Source organism: Aureimonas sp. SA4125 (genome assembly GCF_019973775.1).
Classification (GTDB): domain Bacteria; phylum Pseudomonadota; class Alphaproteobacteria; order Rhizobiales; family Rhizobiaceae; genus Plantimonas.
Window position 1 is genome coordinate 2,148,018 of the sequence record NZ_AP025032.1, and the last position, 25,748, is coordinate 2,173,765.

Genomic DNA, 25,748 nt, shown 5'->3' on the forward strand with positions numbered 1-25,748 from the left:
GGCCGGACGTGTCGGATTTCTTCACCCTCTATGCCTGGCCGGGCATCGTCATTCTGGCGCAGAGCGTCCTTTTCCTGGTCGTGCTTCTCGTCCTCATCGCCTACATCCTCCTCGCCGATCGCAAGATCTGGGCCGCGGTGCAGATGCGCCGGGGACCCAACGTCGTCGGGCCCTGGGGTCTTTTCCAGTCCTTTGCCGATCTCCTGAAATTCGTTCTCAAGGAGCCGGTGATCCCGGCCTCGGCCGACAAGTTCGTCTTCCTGCTCGCCCCGCTCGTGGCGGTGACGCTGGCGCTGGCGACCTTCGCGGTCGTGCCGGTGGCCGAGGGCTGGGTGATCGCCGACGTCAATATCGGCATCCTCTACATCTTCGCCATCTCCTCGCTCGAGGTCTATGGCGTGATCATGGGCGGCTGGGCCTCGAACTCGAAATACGCTTTTCTCGGCGCCCTGCGCTCGGCGGCGCAGATGGTCTCCTACGAGGTTTCGATCGGCTTCGTCATCGTCACCGTCCTCCTGTGCGTCGGATCTCTGAACCTCACCGACATCGTTCTGGCGCAAGGGACCGGCGTCGGCACGATGATCGGCCTGCCCGGCAGTTTCCTCGACTGGCACTGGCTGTCGCTCTTCCCGATGTTCATCATCTTCTTCATCTCGGCGCTCGCCGAGACGAACCGGCCGCCCTTCGATCTCGTCGAGGCCGAATCCGAGCTCGTCGCCGGCTTCATGGTCGAGTACGGCTCGACCCCGTACATGATGTTCATGCTCGGCGAATACGCCGCCATCACCCTGATGTGCTGCCTGACGACGATCCTCTTCCTCGGCGGCTGGCTGCCCCCGTTCGCCTTCGCCCCTTTCACCTGGGTGCCCGGCGTCATCTGGTTCCTCGCCAAGGTCGCGCTGGTCTTCTTCATGTTCGCGATGGTCAAGGCCTTCGTCCCGCGCTACCGCTACGACCAGCTGATGCGCTTGGGGTGGAAGGTGTTCCTGCCGATCTCGCTCGGCATGGTCGTCGTCGTCGCGTTCGTGCTGAAGCTCACTGGCTGGGGTCCGGCCTGATGACGGCGGCGATCATCGGCGCAGTCGTCGGGCTTGCCATCGGCATCGCGGACTTCGTCGTCCTCGGCGCCGCCGCCCGCAACAGCGCCGGCAGCCGGGGCGGTCCGCTCAAGATCATTCGCATGATGTCGCTCGTGGTGTTTCCGATCGTCGGCTGGTTTGTCGGTCCGATCGTCGCTTCGAGCCTGTCCACTTCCAGCCTTGGAGGCTGATTTATGAGCGCCGTCACCCAGACCATCCGGTCGCTGTTCCTGATCGAGTTCGTCAAAGCCTTCGGCATGTCGATGCGCTACTTCTTCGCGCCGAAGGCGACGATCAACTACCCCTTCGAGAAGAACCCGCAGAGCCCGCGCTTTCGCGGCGAGCATGCGCTGCGCCGTTATCCGAACGGCGAGGAACGCTGCATCGCCTGCAAGCTCTGCGAGGCGATCTGCCCGGCACAGGCCATCACCATCGAGGCCGGCCCGCGCCGCAACGACGGCACCCGGCGCACGGTGCGCTACGACATCGACATGGTGAAGTGCATCTATTGCGGCTTCTGTCAGGAAGCCTGCCCGGTCGACGCGATCGTCGAGGGGCCGAACTTCGAGTTCTCCACGGAAACCCGCGAAGAGCTCTACTATGACAAGGAGCGCCTGCTCGCCAATGGCGACCGTTGGGAGCAGGAACTCGCCCGCAACATTGCGCTCGACGCGCCGTACCGCTAATCCGGCAGCGAGTAGGGGAGTCGCCTGAGGCGACGCGCCGACATGCTGCCTTACTGACCATCCGCCCGCCAAGATCTCGCGCCGCTCGCCGGCCATGGGCTCGCAGACGACGACCGACCAGACGAGGGAGCCCGACGATGCTGGGCCTGCAGGCACTGTTCTTCTACATGTTTTCGGTGGTGACGGTCTTTTCGGCCGTCATGGTCGTCTTGTCGCGCAATCCGGTGCATTCGGTGCTGTTCCTGATCCTGACCTTCGTCAGCGCCGCCGGCCTCTTCCTTCTCACCGGCGCCGAGTTCCTCGCGCTGATCCTCATCGTCGTTTATGTCGGCGCCGTGGCGGTGCTCTTCCTCTTCGTCGTCATGATGCTCGACGTCGACTTCGCCGCCCTGAAGCGGGGCGCGCTGGAATATGCGCCGATCGGCGCCATCATCGGCCTCGTCCTCTTTGCCGAACTGATCGTCGCCGTGACGGGGACGGTCTATTCGCCGACCCTGGCCACGACGACCGCCTACCCGACGCCGTCTCTGGACGTCACGTCGAACATCGAGGCGCTCGGCTTCATCCTCTACACCCGCTACGTCTATTTCTTCCAGGTTGCCGGCCTGATCCTCTTCGTCGCGATGATCGGGGCGATCGTCCTGACGCTGCGCCACAAGGAAGGCATCAAGCGGCAGTCGATCCCCGATCAGGTGGCGCGCAACCCCGCGACGGCGATCGAGATCCGCAAGGTCGAGAGCGGACAGGGTCTCCGGTAGTTTCGAGGCAAGGAAAAACACCATGGAAGTCGGTCTCGGACATTTTCTGACCGTCGGCGCGATCCTGTTCGTCACGGGCGTCTTCGGCATCTTTCTCAACCGCAAGAACATCATCACCATCATGATGTCGATCGAGCTGATCCTCCTGGCGGTGAACCTTAACCTCGTTGCGTTCTCGGCCTTCCTCAACGATCTCGTCGGCCAGGTCTTCGCGCTCTTCATCCTGACCGTCGCCGCCGCGGAAGCGGCGATCGGCCTTGCAATCCTCGTCGTCTTCTTCCGCAACCGCGGTTCGATCGCGGTCGAAGACGTCAACACGATGAAAGGCTGATCGTCGATGTATCAAGCGATCGTCTTCCTGCCGCTCCTCGGCTTTCTCATCGTCGGCTTCTTCGGCAATTCGCTCGGCGCGAAGATGTCGGAATACATCACGACGGGCCTTCTCATCGTCGCGGCGGTTCTGTCCTGGATCGGCTTCATCTCCTTCGGCTTCGGCGAGGGCGAAACGCTGCGCGTTCCGCTCCTGACCTTTATCCAGTCCGGCACGTTCGACGTCTCCTGGTCGCTCCGGATCGACCGGCTGACCCTCGTGATGCTCGTCGTCGTCAACACCGTGTCGGCGCTCGTCCACGTCTACTCCATCGGCTACATGTCGCATGATCCGCACCAGCCGCGGTTCTTCGCCTATCTCTCGCTCTTCACCTTCGCCATGCTGATGCTGGTGACGGCCAACAACCTCGTCCAGATGTTCTTCGGCTGGGAGGGGGTCGGTCTCGCCTCCTATCTGCTCATCGGTTTCTGGTACAAGAAGCCCTCGGCGAGCGCGGCCGCGATGAAGGCCTTCATCGTCAATCGAGTCGGCGATTTCGGTTTCATCCTCGGCATTTTCGGCGTCTTCGTGCTGTTCGGCTCGGCCAATCTCGACACGATCTTCGCGGGCGCGGCCGACATGGCGGCGCAGCTTGGCGGCGGCGGCGGCGAGCATGCGGCGGGAACCGCGGAGGCCGCGGCGACAGGGGCCTCCGTGCTCAACTTCGCCGGCTATTCGCTGCCGCTCGGCGCAGCGCTGACGGTCACCTGCCTGCTCCTCTTCATGGGCGCCATGGGCAAGTCGGCGCAGATCGGTCTGCACACCTGGCTGCCGGACGCCATGGAAGGCCCGACCCCGGTGTCGGCGCTGATCCATGCCGCGACGATGGTCACCGCCGGCGTCTTCATGCTCGCCCGCATGTCGCCGATCTTCGAACTCTCGCCGACGGCGTTGACATTCGTCACTTTCATCGGTGCGACGACGGCAATCTTTGCCGCGACGATCGGGCTCGTGCAGACCGACATCAAGCGCGTCATCGCCTATTCGACCTGTTCGCAGCTCGGCTACATGTTCGTGGCGCTCGGCTGTGGTGCCTACGGGCCGGCGGTCTTCCACCTTTTCACCCACGCCTTCTTCAAGGCACTGCTCTTCCTGGGCGCCGGCTCGGTCATCCATGCGGTGGGCGGCGAGCAGGACATGCGCAACATGGGCGGACTGCGCAAGCACATCCCGAAGACCTACTGGATGATGATCATCGGCACCGTGGCGCTCACGGGATTCCCGTTCACGGCCGGTTACTTCTCCAAGGACGCGATCATCGAGAGCGCCTTTGCCGCCCACAACGCCTGGGCCGGCTACGCCTTCGTCCTGACGGTCCTCGCCGCGCTCCTGACGAGTTTCTACTCCTGGCGGCTGATCTTCATGACCTTCCACGGCAAGCCGCGGGCGTCGCACGAGGTCATGCACCACGTGCATGAATCGCCGATGGTGATGCTCGTGCCGCTGTTCGTGCTGGCCGTCGGCGCGCTCTTTGCCGGCATCGTCTTCGAGCCCTACTTCATCGGCGAGGGCTACGAGACGTTCTGGAACGCCGCGCTCTTCACGTCAGCCGAAAACCACATCCTGCACGATATCCACGAGACGCCGTTCTGGGCGGCCTTCTCGCCGACCGTGGCGATGGCGATCGGCTTCGTCCTCGCCTACGTCTTCTACATCCGCTCTCCGGAAATGCCGAAGCGGCTCGCCGCGCAGCATCGCGGCCTCTACCAGTTCCTCCTGAACAAGTGGTACTTCGACGAGCTCTACGACTTCCTGTTCGTCCGCCCGGCCAAGGCCATTGGCAACTTCTTCTGGAAGACCGGCGATGTCGGCATCATCGACCGCTACGGTCCCGATGCCGTATCGGCCCGCGTCGTCGACGTCACGGGCCGGGTGGTCCGGCTGCAAAGCGGCTATCTCTATCACTACGCCTTCGCCATGCTGATCGGCATCGCCGCCATGGTCACCTGGATGATGGCCGGAGGAGCACGCTGATGGATTGGCCGATACTCTCCGTCGTCACCTTCCTTCCCCTGGTCGGCGTGGCGCTGATTGCCATCACCGGTGACTCCGACGAGGCTGCGCGCACGAACATCCGGCGCATCGCGCTGGTCACGACGGTCATTACCTTTCTCGTCTCGCTGCTGATCTGGACCGGCTTCGACAATTCGCTTGCCGGCTTCCAGATGGTCGAGGACGTCGAGTGGCTGGGTGTCGGCGGCATCGGCTATCACATGGGCGTCGATGGCATCTCGATGCTGTTCGTGATCCTCACCACCTTCCTGATGCCGATCTGCATCCTGGCCAGCTGGGAGACCATCGCGGCCCGGCTGAAGACCTACATGATCGCGTTCCTGCTCTTGGAAACGCTCGTCATCGGCGTCTTCTGCGCGCTCGACATCGTGCTGTTCTACGTCTTCTTCGAGGGCAGCCTGATCCCGATGTTCCTGATCATCGGCGTGTTCGGCGGCAAGCGCCGGGTCTATGCCAGCTACAAGTTCTTCCTCTACACCTTCCTCGGCTCCGTCCTCATGCTCGTCGCCATCATGTCGATGTCGTGGACGGCAGGAACGACCTCGATCCCGGAACTACTCGCCTTCCAGTTCCCGGCATCGATGCAGACCTGGCTCTGGCTCGCCTTCTTTGCTTCCTTCGCCGTCAAGATGCCGATGTGGCCGGTCCACACCTGGCTGCCGGATGCGCATGTCGAGGCGCCGACGGCAGGCTCGGTGATCCTGGCGGGCATCCTTCTGAAGCTCGGCGGCTACGGCTTCATCCGCTTCTCGCTGCCGATGTTCCCGCTTGCCTCGGCCGACTTTGCGCCGCTCGTCTTCACCCTCTCTGTGGTGGCGATCATCTACACCTCGCTGGTGGCGCTCATGCAGCAGGACATCAAGAAGCTGATCGCCTACTCCTCGGTCGCCCACATGGGCTTCGTGACCATGGGCATCTTCGCGGCGAACGAGCAGGGCGTGCAGGGGGCGATCTTCCAGATGCTCTCGCATGGTCTCATCTCGGGCGCGCTGTTCCTCTGCGTCGGCATCGTCTACGACCGGATGCACACCCGCGAGATCTCCGCCTATGGCGGTCTCGTCAGCCGCATGCCGGCCTATGCGACCGTCTTCATGCTGTTCACCATGGCCAATGTCGGTCTCCCCGGCACCTCCGGTTTCGTCGGCGAATTCCTGACGCTTCTCGGCGTCTTTCAGGTGAACAGCTGGGTGGCGATCTTCGCCGCGACGGGCGTCATTCTGTCTGCCGGCTACGCGCTCTGGCTCTACCGCCGCGTGATCTTCGGGGCGTTGGAGAAGGAGAACCTGAAGCAGATCCTCGACCTGTCGACGCGGGAAAAGGTGCTGCTTTATCCGCTGGCGGTGCTGACGATCTTCTTCGGCGTCTATCCGGCACCGGTGCTCGATGCGACGGCGGCCTCTGTCCAGGCCCTCGTCTCCAACTATTCCGCCGCCATCGAGGCTGCCCAATCCCTCGCGATGGCAAAGTAGCCGGAGACGATGATGACACCCGACTTCCTCTCCGCCAGCCTGCCGCTCGTCGCTCCCGAGATGATCCTCGCGGTCGGCAGCATGGCTCTCCTGATGCTCGGCGTCTTCATCGGCGACAAAAGCTCCCGCATGATCGCCATGCTGAGCGTGGTGCTCATCGTCATTGCCGGCTTCTGGCTGGTGTTGGCGACGCCCAATGGCATCGCCTTCGGCGGGTCCTTCATCTCTGACGCCTTCGCTCGCTTCATGAAGGTCCTCGTTCTCGTCGGCTCGGCCGTCGCCATTCTCCTGGCGCGCGGCTCCTCGGCCAGCGACCGTCTCGATCGCTTCGAGTTCCCGGTGCTGGTCGTGCTCGCGACGGTCGGGATGATGCTGATGGTCTCCGCCGGCGATCTGGTCGCGCTCTATCTCGGTCTGGAACTCTCCTCGCTCGCGCTCTACGTGCTTGCCGCCTTCAACCGCGACAGCGAACGTTCGACCGAGGCCGGCCTCAAGTATTTCGTCCTCGGCGCTCTTTCGTCGGGCATGCTCCTCTACGGTGCCTCGCTCGTCTACGGTTTCACCGGGCAGGTCGGCTTTGCCGAGATCGCGGCTGCGTTGACGGCCGAGGGACGCTCGGTCGGTCTCGTCGTCGGTCTCGTCTTTGTGCTCGCGGGCCTTGCCTTCAAGATTTCCGCCGTGCCCTTCCACATGTGGACGCCGGACGTCTACGAGGGCTCGCCGACCCCGGTGACGGCGCTCTTCGCCGCAGGGCCGAAGGTGGCGGCCATGGCGCTGCTGACGCGCTTCACCATCCAGGGTTTCGCTCCGCTGACCGCCGACTGGCAGCAGGTCATCGTCTTCATCTCCATCGCATCCATGGGGTTCGGCGCCTTCGCGGCGATCGGGCAGAACAACATCAAGCGGCTGATGGCCTACTCGTCCATCGGCCACATGGGCTATGCCCTCGTCGGGCTTGCTGCAGCCGATGCCGCCGGCGTTCGCGGCGTTCTCATCTACATGGCGACCTATGTCGCCATGACCGCGGGGACCTTCGCGGTGATCCTCGCCATGCGGCGCAAGGGCGGGCAGGTTGAGGACATCTACCAGTTGTCGGGCCTGTCGCAGACCAATCCGATGATGGCGCTGGGGCTGACCGTCCTGATGCTCTCGCTCGCCGGCCTCCCGCCGCTCGTCGGCTTCATCGGCAAGTATTACGTCTTCATGGCCGCCGTCGGCGCAGGCCTCGTGCCGCTGGCGGTGATCGGCGTCATCGCCTCGACCATTGGGCTCTTCTACTACCTGCGCGTCGTCAAGGTGATGTGGTTCGACGCGCCGGCGGAAGGCTTCCTGCCGATGACCATCGAGCTCCGGGCGGTGCTGGCGATTTCTGCGATCTTCGTCTTCCCGATCTACCTCTTCGTCGGCCCTTCGCTGCTGGCGGCCGCTGAAGCTGCGGCGGCGACATTCTTTTAGTGGGACGGTGAGCAGGCTGCCGCGCCGACATCTGGCGCTTGATGAGGTCGGCTCGACCAATGTCGTCGCGCTCGACGCCGCGCGTGCGGGAGACCCCGGCAGCCTGTGGGTGACCGCGGAGCGTCAGTCGGCAGGCCGCGGCAGGCGCGCGCGGCCTTGGGTTTCCGAGCGCGGCAACCTATATGCGTCACTGCTCCTGATCGATCCGGCCGGGATGGTCGATCTGCAGAACCTGCCGCTTGTCGCCGCCGTCGGTGTTCGGAACGGACTGGCGACCCTGGAGGGCGCCGCCCGTCGCGATATCCGGATCAAGTGGCCGAACGACATTCTGGTGAACGGTCGCAAATGCGTCGGCATTCTCCTCGAAAGCGAGCGGCTTTCGGACGGTCGGTTTGCCATCGTCATCGGCTGCGGTGTCAACGTCGAGAACGTGCCGGACGACACGCCCTATCCCGTCACCGGGCTCCGGCGCGAGGGCGTGACGGCAAGCGTCTCCGATGTCTTCGCCGCGCTGGCGACCGGCGTCGAGCAAGCCCTCGCGCTGTGGCAGCGCGGAAGAAATTTCTCTGCCGTCCGGCAGACCTGGATAGACCATGCCGCGGGGATCGGCATGCCCTGCACCGTGCGAATGAACAACGCGGTGATCGAGGGGACGTTCGTCGACCTCGACGACACCGGCCGATTGATCCTGGCGGATGACAGCGGCGGACGCCGATCGATTTCGGCAGGAGACCTGTTTCTCCTCGGCTCCTCGGGCGACGCGCCATAGCGCGGCGCGGAGGCACCTGCAGCCGAACGAAGAATTGCCGGCTTGAGGCCGGATCTGAATGCGTGATGTGAACCGGCGGAATCGCCCTTTGAAGATGAAGTGAAAACACCTTGGATCAATTAGTATTTTTGCCGCTCGGCGGCATCGGCGAAATCGGCATGAATTTCGCCCTCTACGGCTATGGGCCGGAAGACCACCGCGAATGGATTGCGGTCGATTGCGGCGTCTCCTTTGCGACGCCCGACTTTCCCGGCGTCGACCTCGTCTTCCCCGACATCCGCTTCATCGAGCGGGAAAAGGGTTCGCTGAAGGCGATCATCATCACGCATGCGCATGAGGATCACTACGGCGCGCTGCTCGACCTCTGGCCCCGCCTGCAGGCGCCGGTCTACGCGACCGCATTTGCCAGCGCCATGCTTCAGTCCAAGCGTGAGGGGGAAGCCGGGGCACCGAAGATTCCGGTGACCCTGTTCAAGGCCGGCGACACGTTCCGCGTCGGTCCTTTCGAGATCGAGGCGATCAACGTCACGCACTCCATCCCGGAGCCTGTGGCACTCGCCATCACCACATCCTTCGGGACCGTCGTCCACACCGGTGACTGGAAGATCGACAAGACGCCGGCGCTCGGCCGACCGACCGACGAGGCGCGGTTTCGCCAGATCGGCGAGCGAGGCGTTCTGGCCATGATTTGCGACTCGACCAATGCCATGCGCGAAGGCGTTTCGCCCAGCGAGGCCGACGTCACCAAGTCGTTGACCGAAGTCATTCAGGAGGCCACCGGCCGCGTCGCCGTCACCACCTTTTCGTCCAATGTCGGCCGTATCCGCTCGATCGCGGTGGCGGCAGCCAATGCCGGACGCCAGGTCCTTCTTCTCGGCCGCTCGATGAAGCGGGTCGCGGATGTCGGTCGCGAACTGGGCTATCTGGAAGGGATCCCGGAATTTCTCGACGAGCAGGATTTTGGCTATATCCCCCGCGAGAAGGCGGTCATCATCCTCACCGGCAGCCAGGGAGAGGAGAGGGCGGCACTGTCGCGCCTATCGCGTGACGAGCATCCGTCAGTCGCTTTGGCGAAGGGCGACACCGTGGTCTTCTCCTCGCGGGGCATTCCCGGCAACGAGCGGGGAATTCTCGAAGTCAAGAACGGCCTGATCGACCGCGGCATCCTGATCGTCGAGGACACCGACAAGCTGATCCATGTCTCCGGCCATCCCCGGCGCAGCGAACTCCGCCAGATGTACGAATGGGTGAAGCCGAAGATCGCGATCCCCGCCCATGGCGAGGCGGCCCATCTCTCCGCCCACGCCGCGCTCGCGCGCAGCCTCGATGTTCCCGAGGTCGTCGAGGCGCGCAACGGCAAGATGGTGCTTTTGGCACCGGGCGCCGCGCGGATCATCGACGATGTCCCGGTCGGTCGTCTCTACAAGGACGGCAGGCTGATCGGGACGGTCGAGGAGATGGGCATCGGCGAGCGTCGCCGTGTCGCCCAGGTCGGCCACGTCACGGTGCTCGTCGAGCTCAGCGCCAAGCTGGAGCTGCGGCATGATCCGGACGTCGTCTGCCTCGGCATGCCGAAGCTCGATGCTGCCGGCGAGGACATGGAGGAGGTTCTGATCGACGCCGTCGCAGGCGCCATCGAGAGCATTCCGCGCGCCCGGCGGAAGGATCTGGAACTCGTCCGCGAATCGGCCCGCCGCGCGGCCCGTGCCGCCGCCAACGCCGCCTGGGGCAAGAAGCCGCTGGTAACGGTGTTTGTCACGCAGTCCTGAGACTGCGATAAGGGAGACCGCGCCGGATCGAAGGATCGGGCGCGGTGGCTTTCCGCAGCAACCCGTCTGACGGGGAGGCGCAGAACTGCCGTCCCCCCCTGGCCGTGTTCGGAGAGACATCGATGCTTGGCCGTCTCAACCACGTCGCCCTTGCCGTGCCGGATCTCCAGGCCGCGATCCGCACCTATGAGGCGACGCTCGGTGCGACGGTGTCGGTTCCGCAGCCTCTGCCTGAACACGGCGTGACGGTGGCCTTCGTCGATCTCCCGAACACCAGGATCGAACTGCTCGAGCCGCTCGGCACGGCCTCACCGATTGCGGCCTTTCTGGCAAAGAACCCGAAGGGCGGCATGCACCATCTCTGCTACGAGGTCGCCGACCTTGCCACTGCCGCGGCCCACCTGGCCAGGAACGGCGCGCGGGTTCTCGGCGACGGCCGACCGAAGATTGGCGCCCATGGCCGGCCCGTTATCTTCATCCACCCCGGCGACATGGTCGGCACGCTGATCGAACTGGAGGAAGTCTGAGCCATGACCTGGATCACCCTTCTCGCTCTCTACTTTCTGATCTGGTGGACGGTACTCTTCGTCGTCCTGCCGATCGGCATGCGTTCGCAGAGCGATGACGACAGCGTCATCCTCGGCACCGATCCCAGCGCGCCGACGCACTTTCGTCCCCTGTGGATTTGGTCGTGGACGACATTCATCTCGCTGCTGGTGATCGGCGCCTACTACGTCGTCACCGAGATTCTTGGGATCGGCATCGACAGTTTCCCCAATCTCCTGCCGGGCGTACGATCTTAAAGCGGGATGGCTTTTCTTCGAATCGCCGTCCCGCTTTAGTTCTTTGTTTGCGCATGATCTCTTTCCGAAAGCCGGAAGCCACCTTTCGGCATCATGCTCTAAGCGGCACCTGCCGGGAGCGTTTGGACGAAGCGATCGGCTGGAAGGTTCATCCGGAGCGCCAGGTATCAGGAGGCTCTGAAAAGCCCGGTCCTGCGCAGTCCGAACCGGATCAGGCGACTGTCGGCAGGCAGGGCAGGCCATCGGACGAAATGAACTGCACAAAAAAAATGCAAGGCCGAGGCCTTGCATTTTCAGTTGCAGATCTGGGTTTTCATAACCGGATGCTTTGTCCGGGGCCGCGACCGAAGTGCGCCGAAAACCACGTCCTCCCGAGACTAGACCGCGTGCCGAGTGCCTTAAGGACACCCGTGTTTATGAATGCGAACGTATCGCCAATAAGGCGAGCTGTCACGAAAAATATCACGATTGTGACAGAATTCGATTGCTGCGCTGCGATATGCATCATGACGCTGGTCAAATCACAGGCATCCGAGCGATGGCTTTTCAAGGCAGGGTCAAACGTCTAAGACCGCAGCAACGTCGGCCGACGACTCCGTGAAGTCGCATTCGGCCAGCATCGAGTAGACGTTTCCAGAACCGGCTCCGCCGCCCGCGTGTCACCGCGGTCGCGATGGCGGAGGCCTTCGAAAGTGCGGTCCAGCATGCGCATGTCGCGTTACTTCCTGCCGATCCTCAAGGAAACGCCGAAAGAGGCGGAGATCGTCTCGCATCGGCTGATGCTGCGCGCCGGCATGATCCGCCAGCAGGCGGCCGGGTCCTACTCGTTCCTGCCGCTCGGCAAGCGCGTCCTCGACAAGGTCTGCGCGATCATCCGCGAGGAGCAGGACCGCGCCGGCGCCAACGAGATCCTGATGCCGACGATCCAGTCGGCCGATCTCTGGCGCGAAAGCGGGCGCTACGACGACTACGGCAAGGAGATGCTCCGGATCGAGGACCGGCATGGACGGGACATGCTATTCGGCCCGACCAACGAAGAAATGGTCACCGACATCTTCCGGTCCTACGTCCGGTCCTACAAGGATCTGCCGCTCAATCTCTACCACATCCAGTGGAAGTTCCGCGACGAGGTGCGGCCGCGCTTCGGCGTGATGCGCAGCCGCGAATTCCTGATGAAGGACGCCTATTCCTTCGACGTCGACTACGAATCCTCGAAGACCGCCTACGACCGGATGTTCGTCGCCTATCTCCGGACCTTCGAGCGGCTCGGCGTCAAGGCGATCCCGATGCGCGCCGATACCGGGCCGATCGGCGGCGAGCTCAGCCACGAATTCCTGATTCTCGCGTCGACCGGCGAGAGCGGCGTGTTCTGCCATAAGGATTTCCTGAAGCTCGAAACGCCGGGCGAGGGGATCGACTTCGCGGACGCAGCGGCTCTGGCGAAGATCGTCGAGACCTGGACGACGCCCTATGCCGCCACCGAGGACATGCACGACGCCGCCGCCTTCGAGGCTCTGCCGGAAGAAGACCGGGTCGCTGCCCGCGGCATTGAAGTCGGCCACATCTTCCACTTCGGCACGAAGTATTCCGAGCCGATGAATGCCGTCGTTACCGGGCCGGACGGCAAGGATACGCCGGTTTTCATGGGCAGCTACGGCATCGGCCCGAGCCGGGTGATCGCCGCCATCATCGAGGCCTCGCATGACGAGGCCGGGATCATCTGGCCGAAATCGGTCGCACCCTTCGATGTCGGGCTCATCAACATGAAGCCGGGCGATGCCGATTGCGACGCGGCCTGCGAGGCGATCTATGCCGGGCTCACCGCCGCCGGCCAGGATGTGCTCTACGATGACGAGGACACGCGCGCCGGTGCCAAGTTCGCGACCATGGATCTGATCGGATTGCCGATGCAGGTGATCGTCGGACCGCGCGGCGCAAAGGCCGGCGAGGCCGAGGTGAAGGATCGCAGGACCGGCGAGCGCGTCACCGTGCCGCTCGCCGACATCTTCGGGCATCTCACGGCATGACCGCGGCGGACGCGGCCAAACCCGCCGAGACGCCCCCCGGCGCCTCGACAAAACCCTTCTCCCGATTCGAGTGGATGATCGCCGGGCGCTACCTGCGCTCGCGGCGGCGCGACGCCGGCGTCTCGGTCATCGCCGGCTTCTCCTTCGTCGGAATTCTCCTCGGCGTCGCGGCGCTCATCATCGTCATGTCGGTGATGAACGGATTTCGCACCGAGCTTTTGACGCGCATTCTCGGCGTGAACGGCCACGTCGTCATGCGGGCGATGGATTCGCCGCTGAACGACTACGAGGCCGTCGCCGACCGGATCACGAAAGTGCCCGGCGTCACCAGCGCCATGCCGCTGGTGCAGGGGCAGGTGCTCGTCAGCGGCAAGGGCGAGGCGCGCTCGTTTGCGCTCGTCAAGGGCGTGCGGGGCGCCGATCTCCTGCGGCTGAAGCCGGTCGCGTCCAATATCATCCTCGGCACCATCGGTGACTTCGACGCGGGCGGCGGGGTGGCCGTGGGCAGCCGGCTGGCGCAGACGCTCGGCCTCGTCCTCGGCGACAGCATCACGCTGATCGCGCCGGAGGGCGACACGACGCCGCTCGGTACCGTGCCGCGGGTGAAAGCCTACCCGGTCACCGCGATCTTCGAGATCGGCCTCTCCGACTTCGACGCGGCCTATGTCTACATGCCCTTCGCCGAGGCGCAGCTCTTCTTCAACGCCGAGGACCAGGCGCAGACGATCGAGATCTTCGCCGACAATCCGGACGATGTCCGCGATCTGCAGGCGGCGATCGAGCAGGCCGCGGGGCGGCCGAACTACACCTCTACCTGGCAGCAGGACAACCAGTCCTTCTTCTCGGCGCTGCAGGTCGAGCGCAACGTCATGTTCATCATCCTGACGCTGATCGTCCTCGTCGCGGCGCTGAACATCATCTCGGGCCTGTTCATGCTGGTGAAGGACAAGGGGCGCGACATCGCGATCCTCCGAACCATGGGTGCGACGCGCGGCTCGGTGATGCGGGTGTTTTTCATCACCGGAGCCTCGATCGGAACGGCGGGAACGCTGGCCGGTCTTCTTCTCGGCGTCGTCTTCTGCCTCAACATCGAGAACATCCGGCAGTTCTTTTCCTGGGTCTCGGGCCGCAGCCTGTTCGACCCGGAATTCTACTTCCTCAGCCGCCTGCCGGCGGAGATCGACGTCAGCGAGGTGATGCTCGTTACCGCCATGGCGCTCGGTCTCTCCTTCCTCGCGACGATCTTCCCTTCGTGGAAGGCGTCGACACTCGATCCCGTCGAGGCTCTGCGCTACGAATGATCGACCGTTCCCACTCCCTCCGCCTCGACAAGGTCGAGCGCTTCTTCGCCCAGGGCGAGGAGCGGCTGACCATTCTCGACGGCGCCGATTTCGAGATCTTTCCCGGCGAGATGGTGGCGCTCGTCGCGCCGTCGGGGGCCGGCAAGTCGACGCTGCTCCACATCGCCGGTCTCCTCGAACGGCCGAGCGCCGGCGAGGTCTACATCAACGGCGAGGCCTGCGGCAGCCTCGACGACCAGCGCCGCACGCTGATGCGGCGCCAGTCGATCGGCTTCGTCTACCAGTTCCATCACCTCCTGCCCGAGTTCTCGGCGCTCGAAAACGTCATGCTGCCGCAGATGATCGCCGGCCTGGCACAGAAGGAAGCGGAAGAACGGGCGAGGCAGCTGCTCGACTACATGCGCATCGGCGCGCGCGCGACGCACCGCCCGGCGGAGCTCTCCGGCGGCGAGCAGCAGCGCGTCGCCATCGCCCGGGCCGTCGCCAACAGTCCCTATGTCCTCCTTGCGGACGAGCCGACCGGCAATCTCGATCCGACGACGGCGGGCTACGTCTTCGACGCGCTGACGGCGCTGGTCCGCCAGTCCGGTGTCGCCGCCCTGATCGCCACCCACAACCACGAGCTCGCCTCGCGCATGGACCGCGTGATCACGCTCGAGAGCGGCAAGATCGTTCCCTATCAGATGGGCTGACGAACGCAGGGCGGGACGGTCGACCGCCCGTCCCAACCGTGCACGCTCTCCGATCCGATCGCCGTCATCTCCCGAACGTTTCCCAAATCTCATCCCCGAACCCTCATCCTGAGCTTGTCGAAGGACGGGGCCCTGCGTCCGTGCCTGGCACCCCGTCTTTCAACCATTCGGGCGTGCCGCCGCGTCTTTTCGCGTGATGGGGATCGGGAGTGGCGACCGCTCATTTCTGCCGCGCGACCTGTCGCTGCCGATCAGGTGCATCACTGACGAGTGCTGATCGCGAGCCAATCGCCCGGAAAGACCAGTCACAGCACCGACGTGAGACCACGACGCGTAAGGGCATTCACGCGCGGATTAACCATGGCCCTTCGATTTCAGGCCATGTCGGCACTTTTCAGCGTCCCCGCTTGACCTTTTCTCCAAAAAGGAACAAAACAAGAACATCGAAACAGACAGGGAACGATGACATGCTGTATCTCGTCAAGGATCTCGCTTCGCTCGCCGCCGTCGCCATGTTCATCACCAGCTTCGTCCTGGTCCTGAATTCGATCTGAACTCCGATTTCCTGTTGAGTTCGCGTCCGCGAACTCGACAGGAGAGGCGGCGGAGAAGACAGTGCGGCTCCATCAGCGACAAGGGAGAACGGCATGGCGGGCGCCACCAAGCCGGACGCAGCGGCGCCGGCACTGAAGTTCGTGCACCTGCGCTGCCACAGTGCCTTCTCGCTGCTGGAAGGCGCGCTGCGCATCGACCAGATCGTCAAGCACGCCAAGGCCGACGGCATGCCGGCGATCGGCATCGCCGATACCGGCAATCTGTTCGGCGCGCTCGAATTCTCGGAAAAGGCGGCGAAGGCCGGCATCCAGCCGATCACCGGCTGCCAGCTGGAAGTCGATTTCGGCGACGCCGATCCGGAGGCCGGCGTGTCGCAGCGCGAGCGCAATGCGCCGGAGCCGCATGCCCCGCTGGTCTTCATCGCGGCGACCGAGGCAGGCTATGCCAATCTCGTCGAGATCGTCTCGCTCGCCTATCTCGAACACGACGGCAATGTCCGTCCCCATGTCCTCCTCGACTGGCTGCGCACGCGGTCTGAGGGGATCATCGCCCTGACCGGTGGGCCGCTGGGGCCGATCGGCGCGGCGATCCAGGCCGGACGCGGTGGCATTGCCCGGCAGCGCCTGGAGACCCTGCGCGCGATCTTCGGCGACAGGCTCTATGTCGAACTGCAGCGCCACGGCCAGCGCGGTCGCCGGATCGAGAGCGAGACCATCGCGCTCGCCTACGATCTCGAACTGCCGCTCGTGGCCACCAACGAACCCTTTTTCCACGCGCCCGACGATTTCGACGCGCATGACGCCCTGATCGCGGTCGCGAGCAACCGCCTCGTCAGCCACGAGGACCGCCGCCGCCTGACCCGCGACCATTATCTCAAGTCGCAAGCCGAAATGGCCGTCCTCTTCGCCGACCTGCCGGAGGCGCTGGAGAACACGATCGAAGTGGCGCAGCGCTGCTCTTTCCGGCCGCGGACCCGCAAGCCGATCCTGCCGCGCTTTGCCGGTGCCGACGTCGATGCGGCCGAGGCCGAGGTCGCCGAAGTGCTTGAGCTTCGGCGCCAGGCGGAGGAGGGGCTGGAGGCGCGCCTTGCCGCCCACGGCCCGTGCGAAGGCCAGACCGTCGAGGTCTACCGGGCGCGTCTCGCCTTCGAGCTCGACGTCATCGAGCGGATGAAATTTCCCGGTTACTTCCTGATCGTCGCCGACTTCATCAAGTGGGCGAAGGTTCAGGGCATTCCCGTCGGCCCCGGCCGCGGCTCCGGCGCGGGCTCGCTCGTCGCCTATTCCCTGACGATCACCGATCTCGACCCCTTGCGATTCTCGCTGCTCTTCGAGCGTTTTCTCAACCCCGACCGCGTGTCGATGCCCGACTTCGACATCGACTTCTGCCAGGACCGGCGCATCGAGGTCATCCGCTACGTCCAGGAGAAATACGGCCGCGAGCAGGTCGGGCAGATCATCACCTTCGGCACGCTGCAGGCGCGCGCGTGCCTGCGCGACGTCGGACGCGTCCTCGAGATGTCCTATGGCCATGTCGACAAGCTCTGCAAGATGGTGCCAGCCAACCCCGCCAATCCGGTGACGCTGGCGCAGGCGCTCATCGAGGAGCCGCGGCTGCAGGAGGAGCGCGAGAAGGAGGAGATCGTCGACCGGCTGATCACCATCGCGCTGAAGCTCGAGGGCCTCTACCGCCACGCCTCGACGCATGCCGCCGGCATCGTCATCGGTGACCGGCCGCTGTCGCAGCTGGTGCCGATGTACCGCGATCCGCGCTCCGACATGCCGGTCACGCAGTACAACATGAAATGGGTCGAGCAGGCGGGCCTGGTGAAGTTCGACTTCCTCGGCCTGAAGACGCTGACGACGTTGAAGACGGCGGTCGACCTCATCGCCCGGCGCGGCATCGACATCGACCTCGGCAGCCTGCCGCTCGACGACAAGAAGACCTACGACATGCTGACGCGCGGCGAGACCGTCGGCGTGTTCCAGGTGGAATCGATCGGCATGCGCAAGGCGCTGATCGGCATGCGGCCCGACCGCTTCGAGGACATCATCGCCCTCGTCGCGCTTTACCGTCCGGGCCCGATGGAGAACATCCCGACCTACAACGCGCGCAAGCACGGCGAGGAAAAGGCCGACTACATCCACCCAATGATCGAGGTGGTGCTGAAGGAGACGCAGGGCGTCATCATCTACCAGGAACAGGTGATGCAGATCGCCCAGATCCTGTCCGGCTATTCGCTCGGCGAGGCCGATCTCCTGCGCCGCGCCATGGGCAAGAAGATCCGCGCCGAGATGGACCAGCAGCGCGTGCGCTTCGTCGAGGGCGCCGTCAAGAACGACCTGACGAAGCCTCAGGCGAACATGATCTTCGACCTTCTGGCGAAGTTCGCCGACTATGGCTTTAACAAGAGCCACGCCGCCGCCTATGCGCTCGTCGCCTATCAGACGGCCTATCTCAAGGCGAACTACCCGACCGAATTCCTGGCCGCGTCGATGACGCTCGATATCGGCAATACCGACAAGCTGAACGATTTTCGCCTCGACGCGACGCGCCTTGGCATCGCCGTCGTTCCGCCCTCCGTCCAGACCTCGCACCGTGCCTTCGAGGTCGAGGGCGACCGGATCTTCTATTCGCTGGCGGCGATCAAGGGGGTCGGCGAGCAGGCGGTCGAGCACATCGTCGAGCAGCGCGGGACGAAGGGCTATGCCACGCTGGAGGATTTCTGCGCCCGCATCGATCCGAAGATCGTCAACAAGCGCACGCTCGAAAACCTCGTCGCCGCCGGCGCTTTCGACTGCTTCGGCTACGACCGGGCACAGCTCTCGGCCAATCTCGAGATCCTGTCGGGCTATGCCCTGCGCCTGCATGACGCGCGCATTTCCGGGCAGAACGACATGTTCGGCGCCGCCTCCGGCGAGCCGGAGCGCCTGCGCCTGAACCCCGCGCCGGGCTGGACTTCGACCGAGAAGCTGATGCGCGAGTTCCAGGCGATCGGCTTCTATCTCTCCGCCCATCCGCTCGACGAGTACAAGGACACGCTGAAGCGGCTTCGGGTGCAGACCCATGCCGAGGTCGTGGCGAGCGTCAAGCGCGGGGCGAGCGCCGGCAGGCTCGCCGGCACCGTCACCTCGCGCCAGGAACGCAAGACCAAGAGCGGCGGCAAGCTCGGCATCATCGCCCTGTCGGATCCCAGCGGCCAGTACGAGGTCGTGCTGTTCACCGAGGCGCTGACGCAGTTTCGCGAGCTGCTCGAACCGGGATCGTCGGTGATCCTTATGGTCGGGGCCGAGGAACGGCCGGAAGGCATCTCGCTGCGCGTCCAGGGCGTCCAGTCGCTGGAGGACGAGGCCGTTCGCAATCAGAAGGCGCTGCGGGTCTTCATGCGCGATGCAGGGCCGCTGAAGGTTTTTCGCAACCAGCTGCGCGATCCCGGCGACGCCGAGGTCTCCTTCGTGCTGATCCAGTCCGGCGGTGAGCGCGAGATCGAGATCTCGCTGCCCGGGCGCTATCGCGTCTCGCCGCAGATGGCCAGTGCGATCAAGGCGGCGCCGGGCGTCCTCGAGGTGGAGTTGACGTAAGTCGCGAGGGGAAGCGTTGGGGAAGGCCGCCGGCGCCGGTGGCAGGGGCCCGTCCAGTCGGATGGCGTGGGTGAGCCCGCAGGAGGCGTTGCGCTGTGTCGGTGGGTGCTTTCCTGCCCGCAACAGCGACCGCGCACCTGAATCGTTCTGTCAGCGACCCGGCTTAGGCCGTTCGGACGGCTGATGTTCTGGCGTCTCGTCCAATGTGCGCAGCGACGAGGCGGGCGCATCGATCGGCTTGGCCCGAAACGTGTAGCCGGTCTCGATTGCAGCGTTCCCGAACTTGTCGCGCAGCTTGTCGAGGGCGGCTTCCGCCTTGGCGCGCTTTTCCGCCTGGGGATCGACGAGGTCCGCCGGATCGGCGAGCGCGGCGGCGGAAAAATCGTGGCAACCGATGCCGATGAGGCGGAAGCGCGTGCCGTCGAGTTCGGCCTCGATCAGGTGCCGCCCGGCCTCGAAGATCCGGTCGGCGAGCCGTGTCGGACGCTGCAATTTGCGGCTGCGCGTGCGCGTCTTGAAGTCGCCGGTCTTCAGCTTCAGGATGACGGTCGCCGCGGCAAGGTCGGTCGCCTTCAGGCGACGCGCCACCTTCTCGCTGAGCGTTCGCAGGATGGGGATCAGGTCCTCCCGGCGCGAGAGGTCGTCGTTGAAGGTGGTTTCGGCCGAAATGCTCTTCGTTTCGCCGCGGGGTTCGACCGGGCGCGGGTCGATGCCACGCGAAAGTCGCGACAGGCGTTGCCCCATCATGCCGTACCGCCGCATCAGCGCGGTCTCGTCCATGCCCTGCAGCTGTCCGATCAGGCGCAGCCCGTCGCGCGCGAGCGCCGTCTCGGTCGCCTGCCCGACGCCCGACAGGAGCGTGATCGGCTTGTCCCGCAGAAATCCCAGCGCTTCCGCCCGGCCGATGACGGAAAAGCCACGCGGCTTGTCGAGGTCCGAGGCGATCTTGGCGAGAAAGCGGTTGTGCGACAGTCCGATCGAGACCGAGATCCGCAAGTCCCGCTCGATCGCCGCTGCGAGCCTGGCGAGCGTCATCGCCGGCGGCTCGCCATGCATCCGCTCGGTGCCGGAAAGGTCCAGAAAGGCCTCGTCGATCGAGACCGGCTCGACGAGCGGCGTGATGGCGCGCATGCGCTCGCGCACCTCCTTGCCGACGGCGGCGTACTTCGCCATGTCGGGTTTGATCACCACGGCCTCGGGGCAGAGTTTCAGGGCCTTGAACATCGGCATGGCCGATCGCACGCCGGTGATCCGGGCGATGTAGCAGGCCGTCGTCACCACGCCCCGGCGTCCGCCGCCGATGATCAGCGGCTTGTCGGCGAGATCGGGGCGGTCGCGCTTTTCGACGGCGGCGTAGAAGGCGTCGCAGTCGAGATGGGCGAGGGAGAGCGCGAAGAGTTCGGGGTGGGAAAGGACGCGCGGGCTGCCGCAAACGAGACAACGCCGGGCGTTGCCGGACTGCCGGGAAAGGCAGTCCCGGCAGAAGCCAGGGTGAACGGGATCAGCAGACTCGGGCGTCGCCATGACCCGATCTAAGGGCAGCCGCGCAGAACCCGCAAGCGGCGAATGGGGCGATGCGATTGCTCAGCCGGCGAGAAGCCGTGCCATGATGGGCTTGGCCTCCGCCCAGTCGAGAGCGCTCTCGGCGCCTTCGGGCAGAGGCGGCAAATGGCGCCGAAACATGTCGTTGGCCATGAGATGAACGAGGCGCGCCCGTGGCAGGCTGCGGCCGACGGAGGCCAGATTGGGCGGCAGGTCGTCGGCGAAGACGATCGGCCCGCTCCAGCGCTGGCCGAGTTCGGCCACGACCGCGCCCTTCGAGCGCTCGGTCGCGATCATGGGAAAGCCGAGACCGGCCGCATCGAGCAGCCGCCGCCGCTGCGGATAGTAGGACGGCGTCATCGCCGTGAGAAAGACGATGTCGGCGCTGTCCGACAGGCGCTCGAGCGCGGGGCCGACGCCGTCGACCGGCAGTTGCCGGGTCTCCTGCTCGGCATAGAGGCGCATCGTCACCGCGTCGAGCGCGCTGCCGGCCAGGGCTGCGCCCGTGGCCACGGAGCGGACATTGCCCGTCAGATGGAAGCTGTTGGCTCGCAGCCGCGCGCCGCTCTCTTCCAGAAGAGCGCAGAACGGCTCGATGAAATGGAGAACGACCTCGTCGATGTCGAGCACAAGCAACGCTTGCCGGCTGATGGCGAGGGAATCGACTTCCGGCCCGGCAGTGACCAGTGGGCGACTCACCGAGGCGCCGCCTCGAAGGGGCCGCCGAGCCGGTCGCGGGCCTCGCCGACCGACTGGGGCGAGAGTTCAGCCGATTCGGCAAAGGCGATCAGCGTCGGCTCATGGCCGAGCACGAAGTCGAGGAGTCCGGCGAAGAAGGCCGGGTCGCGCGTCGCGGCCCGCACCTGGCCCGCCTCCATTCCCGACAGCGCAAGAAACCGCTCCAGCTGCTCGGAGTCTGCAGCAATGAATGTCAGCGCCTTTACTCCGATTTCCAGAGCTGCCGCCTGCGATGATTCCCGCGTGGCATCCCTTTCAGTTTTCAACACGGATATTGTCCTTCACACTCGGTTCGATTGATTCCCAATTCTTAAATCAAATCGCGCTATGTCTCGACGTATCTGCCGACGAAAACGTTGTGTCCGGGTCGCATTGCCGGAAAGTGGAGACGGGTGAATGCCGAAGACCGTGATGATCGTCGAAGACAACGAGCTGAACATGAAGCTGTTTCGCGACCTGATCGAAGCGCACGGCTATCTCACCGTCCAGACGAGGAGCGGCCTGTCGGCGGTGGAACTGGCGCGCCAGCACCGACCCGACCTGATCCTGATGGACATCCAGCTGCCGGAAATTTCGGGGCTGGAGGTGACGCGCAATCTCAAGGCGGACCATGATCTGTACAAGATCCCGGTGATCGCCGTCACCGCCTTCGCCATGAAGGGTGATGAGGAACGCATCCGGCAGGGCGGCTGCGAGGCCTACATCTCCAAGCCGATCTCCGTCACCAAGTTCATCGAGACGATCAAGTCGTTTCTCGGAGATGCGTGAGGAAGCTCCATGACCGCCCGGATTCTCGTCGTCGATGACATGGACATCAATCTGCGCCTGATGGAGGCGCGGTTGGCGGCGGAGTATTTCGAGGTGCTGACGGCGCGTAGCGGCGCCGAGGCGATCGAGATCTGCGAGCGCGAGACCATCGACATCGTCCTGCTCGACGTGATGATGCCCGATCTCGATGGCTACGAGGTCTGCCGCCGCCTGAAGCAGAGCCCCCGCACGCGTCACCTGCCGATCGTCCTGATCACGTCGCTGGACCAGCCTGCCGACCGGGTCGCGGGCCTCGATGCGGGCGCCGACGATTTCCTGACCAAGCCCGTCCGCGACCTCCAACTGTTCAGCCGCGTGCGCAGCCTCGTGCGACTGAAGATCCTGACGGACGAGCTGAGGATCAGGGCCGAGACGACGGTGAGCCTTGTCGCCCGCAACGACCTTCTCGGCCAGCTCGCCGGTCAGGGCATGGCGGGCCGTCTGCTCGTCTTCGACGACGACGCAGGGATCGCGGCACGGATCAAGAAGATCCTGCAGAACGAACACCAGGTGGACTCCACGAGCGATCCCGCGGCGGCGCTCCACGCCGAACAGTCCAGAAATTTCGATCTCTTCATCGTGAACCTTGCGACGGCAAGCTACGACGCCTTGCGTCTCTGCTCGCAGATCCGTTCGAGCGACGCGCTCCGCCAGGTGCCGATCCTTCTCGTCAGCGATTCGGCAGACGAGGCGCGCACCGCCAAGGCGCTGGAGCTCGGTGCCAACGACTATCTCGCCAACCCGCTGGACCGCAACGAGCTCCTGGCGCGCGTGCGCACCCAGATCAAGCGCAAGCGCTATGACGAGGGCCTGCGGCAGTCGCTGCGCGAGACAATCGCCCTCGCCGTGACCGATCCGCTGACCGGATTGAACAACCGACGGTTTCTGGAGAGCCACCTGCCGACGGTGATCGAGCGCGCCCGTAAGGACGCCAAGCCGCTGTCCGTGCTCATGGCCGACATCGATCATTTCAAGCGCATCAATGACGGCTGGGGGCATGACGCCGGCGACCGTGTGCTGAAGGAATTTGCAGCGCGGCTGAAGCACAGCCTGCGCGCCAGCGATCTCGCCTGCCGCTTCGGCGGCGAAGAGTTCGTCGTGTTGATGCCCGAGGCCGACGGACGTACCGCGCAGCTTATTGCCGAACGCCTTCGCAGCATGGTCGCCGACCAGCCCTTCGACATTTCCGGGGAGTCCATCTCGGTGACCGTCAGCGTCGGGGTCGCGGTCCTCGACGCGGTGACGGACGACTGGGAGACGCTGCTGAAGCGCGCGGACAGGGGCCTGTACGCCGCCAAGCGCAACGGCCGCAACCAGGTGATCGCGCTCGCGGCGTGATAGCCGCGTGGTCTGGCTGACCAGACCCCAATATATTCGCCGGAACCGTCCCGTACCGGTTGCAAAGCCGCGAAATTCACGTGACCTTGGCGCGGGGAATCCGTGCCGCCCCGTCAGGCACACGAGAGTCCCCATGGAGTGCCCGGGGCAGCCGCATCTCCTGGGTCCGTGGGGCCGGCGACCGGTATCCAGGCATGAACGGTGTCCTCGCACCGTCGCCGGGTACCGGTTGCCAACCCCGCCCATCGCGCCCGGATCTTCGTCGATCATCCGTGCTGCCGCGTTCGCTGGGCCCGTCTCTCAGGCGGTTCGACCGGGCAGGGTCGACCGGGCACAGGTTCGACCGGGCAGGGGAGTTCAAACGAAAACGCCGCCCGAAGGGCGGCGCGTCATCGTCACACCGGAGACGTCGATCTTACTTGATCTTGGTCTCTTTGAACTCGACGTGCTTGCGCACGACCGGGTCGTACTTGGTCTTCGTCATCTTGTCCGTCATGGTGCGGCTGTTCTTGGTCGTCACGTAGAACGTGCCGGTGTCAGCCGTGCTGAGGAGCTTGATCTTGATCGTTGTCGCTTTCGCCATATCGGTAACCCATCGCCTTGCGAAATGAAGCTCTGCAAGACGATGACCAGGGGGTTATCGAGGCTTGCGGCATGTAACTGAAACTGGTCGGCACGCCTCGATCCATGCGGATGCTCCAAAGGAGCCATCGATCCGCCGACGCCAAGGCATGGCGGTTGCAACACCCGACCGTGCTTTCGGCGGGACACTAGCCGAGCAAGCTCCGAAGTCAAGCGTGATGTTTGTTCACCGACAGCCGAACCAGGGTCAGCACGAGGTAGGCGGCGAAGAACAGCGCCAGCGACCAGGCAAATCCATCGGACCCGAACAGGTCGAGTGCGCCACCGATCGTCTGCGGGCCGATCAGCATGCCGGCGGAATAGCAGAAGATGAAGGCGGCATTGGCTGAGGCGAGCTCCGTCGTCTCCAGCTTGGCGCCGAGATGGGCGAGGCCGACGGTGTAGAGACCGGCGACGACGCCGCCCCAGATGAAGAGCGTGGCCGCCATCAGCCACCAGTTTTCCACGAGGAATGGCAGGCAGAGCGAGCCGACGAGCCCGACGGCGGCGAAGAAGAGCAGCAGTTTGCGGCGGTCGCCGACGCGATCGCTGTAGAGGCCGATCGGGATCTGCAGGAGGACGTTGCCGAGGCCGATGGCCGTCAGCAATTGGGCGGCGCTCGCCTCGCTGAAGTTGACCAGCTGGCCGTAGATCGGAAACAGCGCGAAGCCCCCCGATTCGACGGCACCGAAGATGAGGACGGCGGCGGTGGCCGTCGGTACGAGCGTGAGATAGCGCCAGAACCCGCCGCGAAGCTCCGCCCCGACGGCGGGCTGACGATCCCAGGCGAGAATCAGCGGAATCAAGGCGGCGAGGATGACGCCGGCGCCGATGCCGAAAGGCAGGAAGCCCTGCGAGCCGATCTGCGAGAACAGCCAGGGGCCGAAGGCGAAGCCGAGAGACAGGAAGGTGGCGTAGATGCCGAGGATGAAGCCGCGCTTGCCGGGCGGGGCTGCCGCGTTGATCCAGAATTCCGACAGGATGAACAAAGCGGTGATCGCGAAGTGGAAGACGAGCCGGAGCGGAAACCACGTCCAGAACGGAACGAAGAAATAGAAGCCGAGCGCCGAGACGGACGCTGCGACGATCGCGATCGCCATCGTCATGCGGACGCCGAGACGTCGGGCGATGGGCGTGACCAGCGGCGCGGCGAGGAGCGATGCGGCACCTGCCACCGCCGTATTGGCGCCGATCATCGTCGGCGATACGCCGCGCTGTTCGAGGATGACACTGAGGAGCGGCAGTCCGAGGCCAAGGGCGACGCCGACGGCGCTGATCGACGCGATGGCGGCGCCCGCCGCCCACCAGTCGATAGCACCGGCCTCGCGCCTGATTTCGTCGACGATCTCCGAGGAATGCGGATTGTCCATGTCGA

24 protein-coding genes are annotated in these 25,748 nt (G+C 64.8%); 19 read left to right on the top strand and 5 right to left on the bottom strand.

From position 1 onward, the window contains the following. The first annotated feature begins 8 nt into the window (after positions 1–8). The 17 genes from nuoH to dnaE all read left to right on the top strand — a co-directional run bounded on the left by nuoH (position 9) and on the right by dnaE (position 19,327). Positions 9–1,058, top strand: coding sequence for an NADH-quinone oxidoreductase subunit NuoH (nuoH, locus tag Sa4125_RS09955; protein ID WP_224006596.1), 1,050 nt, complete (start codon positions 9–11; stop codon positions 1,056–1,058). Then, positions 1,058–1,270 (top strand): hypothetical protein, encoded by a 213-nt coding sequence (locus Sa4125_RS09960; protein ID WP_224006598.1) that lies wholly within the window; start codon positions 1,058–1,060, stop codon positions 1,268–1,270. Before nuoH ends, Sa4125_RS09960 begins: the two co-directional genes overlap by 1 nt. A gap of 3 nt (positions 1,271–1,273) precedes the next feature. Further along, positions 1,274–1,765, top strand: coding sequence for an NADH-quinone oxidoreductase subunit NuoI (nuoI, locus tag Sa4125_RS09965; RefSeq protein WP_224006601.1), 492 nt, complete (start codon positions 1,274–1,276; stop codon positions 1,763–1,765). A gap of 137 nt (positions 1,766–1,902) precedes the next feature. Next, the gene (locus tag Sa4125_RS09970) at positions 1,903–2,523 is read left to right on the top strand and encodes an NADH-quinone oxidoreductase subunit J (RefSeq protein WP_224006604.1); all 621 of its coding nucleotides are present in this window, start codon (positions 1,903–1,905) and stop codon (positions 2,521–2,523) included. 22 nt (positions 2,524–2,545) lie between these two features. Beyond that, positions 2,546–2,854: an NADH-quinone oxidoreductase subunit NuoK gene (gene nuoK / locus Sa4125_RS09975; RefSeq protein ID WP_224006607.1), complete on the top strand. Its 309-nt coding sequence runs from the start codon at positions 2,546–2,548 to the stop codon at positions 2,852–2,854. A 6-nt stretch (positions 2,855–2,860) separates the two neighbouring features. Next, positions 2,861–4,867, top strand: a complete 2,007-nt coding sequence (gene nuoL, locus Sa4125_RS09980) for an NADH-quinone oxidoreductase subunit L (RefSeq protein WP_224006610.1) — start codon at positions 2,861–2,863, stop codon at positions 4,865–4,867. Beyond that, on the top strand, positions 4,864–6,375 hold the full coding sequence (locus tag Sa4125_RS09985; RefSeq protein WP_224007717.1) for an NADH-quinone oxidoreductase subunit M: 1,512 nt from the start codon (positions 4,864–4,866) through the stop codon (positions 6,373–6,375). The genes nuoL and Sa4125_RS09985 overlap by 4 nt, the downstream gene beginning before the upstream one ends. 12 nt (positions 6,376–6,387) lie before the next feature. Continuing rightward, the gene (gene nuoN, locus Sa4125_RS09990; RefSeq protein ID WP_224006613.1) at positions 6,388–7,830 is read left to right on the top strand and encodes an NADH-quinone oxidoreductase subunit NuoN; all 1,443 of its coding nucleotides are present in this window, start codon (positions 6,388–6,390) and stop codon (positions 7,828–7,830) included. Positions 7,831–7,837: 7 nt separating this feature from the next. Then, entirely contained in the window at positions 7,838–8,599 is a 762-nt protein-coding gene (locus tag Sa4125_RS09995) for a biotin--[acetyl-CoA-carboxylase] ligase (protein ID WP_224006616.1), read from the top strand. Between the two features lie 158 nt (positions 8,600–8,757). Beyond that, positions 8,758–10,368 carry a ribonuclease J gene (locus Sa4125_RS10000; protein ID WP_224007719.1) on the top strand — a complete coding sequence of 537 codons (1,611 nt, stop codon included), beginning with the start codon at positions 8,758–8,760 and terminating at the stop codon, positions 10,366–10,368. Positions 10,369–10,490: 122 nt separating this feature from the next. After that, complete coding sequence (gene mce, locus Sa4125_RS10005) at positions 10,491–10,895, top strand: methylmalonyl-CoA epimerase (RefSeq protein ID WP_224006619.1); 405 nt, start codon at positions 10,491–10,493, stop codon at positions 10,893–10,895. A 3-nt stretch (positions 10,896–10,898) separates the two neighbouring features. Then, positions 10,899–11,171 (top strand): DUF1467 family protein, encoded by a 273-nt coding sequence (locus Sa4125_RS10010; RefSeq protein WP_224006622.1) that lies wholly within the window; start codon positions 10,899–10,901, stop codon positions 11,169–11,171. 704 nt (positions 11,172–11,875) lie between these two features. Further along, a complete protein-coding gene (gene proS / locus Sa4125_RS10015; RefSeq protein WP_224006626.1) occupies positions 11,876–13,198 on the top strand; it encodes a proline--tRNA ligase in 1,323 nt (440 codons plus the stop codon). Further along, complete coding sequence (locus Sa4125_RS10020; RefSeq protein WP_224006628.1) at positions 13,195–14,499, top strand: lipoprotein-releasing ABC transporter permease subunit; 1,305 nt, start codon at positions 13,195–13,197, stop codon at positions 14,497–14,499. The genes proS and Sa4125_RS10020 overlap by 4 nt, the downstream gene beginning before the upstream one ends. Continuing rightward, a complete protein-coding gene (locus Sa4125_RS10025; protein ID WP_224006631.1) occupies positions 14,496–15,191 on the top strand; it encodes an ABC transporter ATP-binding protein in 696 nt (231 codons plus the stop codon). The genes Sa4125_RS10020 and Sa4125_RS10025 overlap by 4 nt, the downstream gene beginning before the upstream one ends. Before the next feature lie 209 nt (positions 15,192–15,400). Next, on the top strand, positions 15,401–15,745 hold the full coding sequence (locus Sa4125_RS10030) for a hypothetical protein (protein WP_224006634.1): 345 nt from the start codon (positions 15,401–15,403) through the stop codon (positions 15,743–15,745). A gap of 93 nt (positions 15,746–15,838) precedes the next feature. Next, positions 15,839–19,327, top strand: coding sequence for a DNA polymerase III subunit alpha (gene dnaE, locus Sa4125_RS10035; RefSeq protein WP_224006636.1), 3,489 nt, complete (start codon positions 15,839–15,841; stop codon positions 19,325–19,327). Between the two features lie 150 nt (positions 19,328–19,477). Here the strand turns inward: dnaE and Sa4125_RS10040 are convergent, their stop codons facing one another. Genes Sa4125_RS10040 through Sa4125_RS10050 form a run of 3 tightly spaced genes read right to left on the bottom strand, consistent with a single transcriptional unit; the run spans position 19,478 to position 21,876 of the window. Then, positions 19,478–20,851, bottom strand: coding sequence for a DNA polymerase IV (locus Sa4125_RS10040; protein ID WP_224006638.1), 1,374 nt, complete (start codon positions 20,849–20,851; stop codon positions 19,478–19,480). A gap of 60 nt (positions 20,852–20,911) precedes the next feature. Beyond that, positions 20,912–21,568, bottom strand: coding sequence for a hypothetical protein (locus Sa4125_RS10045; protein WP_224006640.1), 657 nt, complete (start codon positions 21,566–21,568; stop codon positions 20,912–20,914). Continuing rightward, entirely contained in the window at positions 21,565–21,876 is a 312-nt protein-coding gene (locus Sa4125_RS10050) for a DUF3572 domain-containing protein (RefSeq protein WP_224006642.1), read from the bottom strand. Before Sa4125_RS10050 ends, Sa4125_RS10045 begins: the two co-directional genes overlap by 4 nt. A 127-nt stretch (positions 21,877–22,003) precedes the next feature. Between Sa4125_RS10050 and Sa4125_RS10055 the strand changes: the two genes are divergently transcribed. Next, positions 22,004–22,375: a response regulator gene (locus tag Sa4125_RS10055; RefSeq protein ID WP_224006644.1), complete on the top strand. Its 372-nt coding sequence runs from the start codon at positions 22,004–22,006 to the stop codon at positions 22,373–22,375. A gap of 9 nt (positions 22,376–22,384) precedes the next feature. Then, positions 22,385–23,752, top strand: coding sequence for a PleD family two-component system response regulator (locus Sa4125_RS10060; RefSeq protein WP_224006646.1), 1,368 nt, complete (start codon positions 22,385–22,387; stop codon positions 23,750–23,752). A 415-nt stretch (positions 23,753–24,167) separates the two neighbouring features. Here Sa4125_RS10060 and rpmG read toward each other — a convergent pair whose 3' ends face one another. Beyond that, positions 24,168–24,335 (bottom strand): 50S ribosomal protein L33, encoded by a 168-nt coding sequence (rpmG, locus tag Sa4125_RS10065; RefSeq protein ID WP_188852241.1) that lies wholly within the window; start codon positions 24,333–24,335, stop codon positions 24,168–24,170. 208 nt (positions 24,336–24,543) lie between these two features. Next, positions 24,544–25,743, bottom strand: coding sequence for an MFS transporter (locus Sa4125_RS10070; protein WP_224007721.1), 1,200 nt, complete (start codon positions 25,741–25,743; stop codon positions 24,544–24,546). Positions 25,744–25,748 lie beyond the last annotated feature (5 nt).

Coding starts and splice junctions, on each gene's coding strand:
- Sa4125_RS10020 (WP_224006628.1), top strand. CDS start 13,195: ATGACCGCGGCGGACGCGGCCAAACCCGCCGAGACGCCCCCCGGCGCC.
- Sa4125_RS10025 (WP_224006631.1), top strand. CDS start 14,496: ATGATCGACCGTTCCCACTCCCTCCGCCTCGACAAGGTCGAGCGCTTC.
- Sa4125_RS10070 (WP_224007721.1), bottom strand. CDS start 25,743: ATGGACAATCCGCATTCCTCGGAGATCGTCGACGAAATCAGGCGCGAG.
- mce (WP_224006619.1), top strand. CDS start 10,491: ATGCTTGGCCGTCTCAACCACGTCGCCCTTGCCGTGCCGGATCTCCAG.
- Sa4125_RS09970 (WP_224006604.1), top strand. CDS start 1,903: ATGCTGGGCCTGCAGGCACTGTTCTTCTACATGTTTTCGGTGGTGACG.
- Sa4125_RS10060 (WP_224006646.1), top strand. CDS start 22,385: ATGACCGCCCGGATTCTCGTCGTCGATGACATGGACATCAATCTGCGC.
- rpmG (WP_188852241.1), bottom strand. CDS start 24,335: ATGGCGAAAGCGACAACGATCAAGATCAAGCTCCTCAGCACGGCTGAC.
- nuoN (WP_224006613.1), top strand. CDS start 6,388: ATGACACCCGACTTCCTCTCCGCCAGCCTGCCGCTCGTCGCTCCCGAG.
- nuoL (WP_224006610.1), top strand. CDS start 2,861: ATGTATCAAGCGATCGTCTTCCTGCCGCTCCTCGGCTTTCTCATCGTC.
- proS (WP_224006626.1), top strand. CDS start 11,876: ATGCGCATGTCGCGTTACTTCCTGCCGATCCTCAAGGAAACGCCGAAA.
- Sa4125_RS10055 (WP_224006644.1), top strand. CDS start 22,004: ATGCCGAAGACCGTGATGATCGTCGAAGACAACGAGCTGAACATGAAG.
- Sa4125_RS10040 (WP_224006638.1), bottom strand. CDS start 20,851: ATGGCGACGCCCGAGTCTGCTGATCCCGTTCACCCTGGCTTCTGCCGG.
- Sa4125_RS10000 (WP_224007719.1), top strand. CDS start 8,758: ATGAATTTCGCCCTCTACGGCTATGGGCCGGAAGACCACCGCGAATGG.
- nuoI (WP_224006601.1), top strand. CDS start 1,274: ATGAGCGCCGTCACCCAGACCATCCGGTCGCTGTTCCTGATCGAGTTC.
- dnaE (WP_224006636.1), top strand. CDS start 15,839: ATGGCGGGCGCCACCAAGCCGGACGCAGCGGCGCCGGCACTGAAGTTC.
- nuoK (WP_224006607.1), top strand. CDS start 2,546: ATGGAAGTCGGTCTCGGACATTTTCTGACCGTCGGCGCGATCCTGTTC.
- Sa4125_RS09960 (WP_224006598.1), top strand. CDS start 1,058: ATGACGGCGGCGATCATCGGCGCAGTCGTCGGGCTTGCCATCGGCATC.
- Sa4125_RS10010 (WP_224006622.1), top strand. CDS start 10,899: ATGACCTGGATCACCCTTCTCGCTCTCTACTTTCTGATCTGGTGGACG.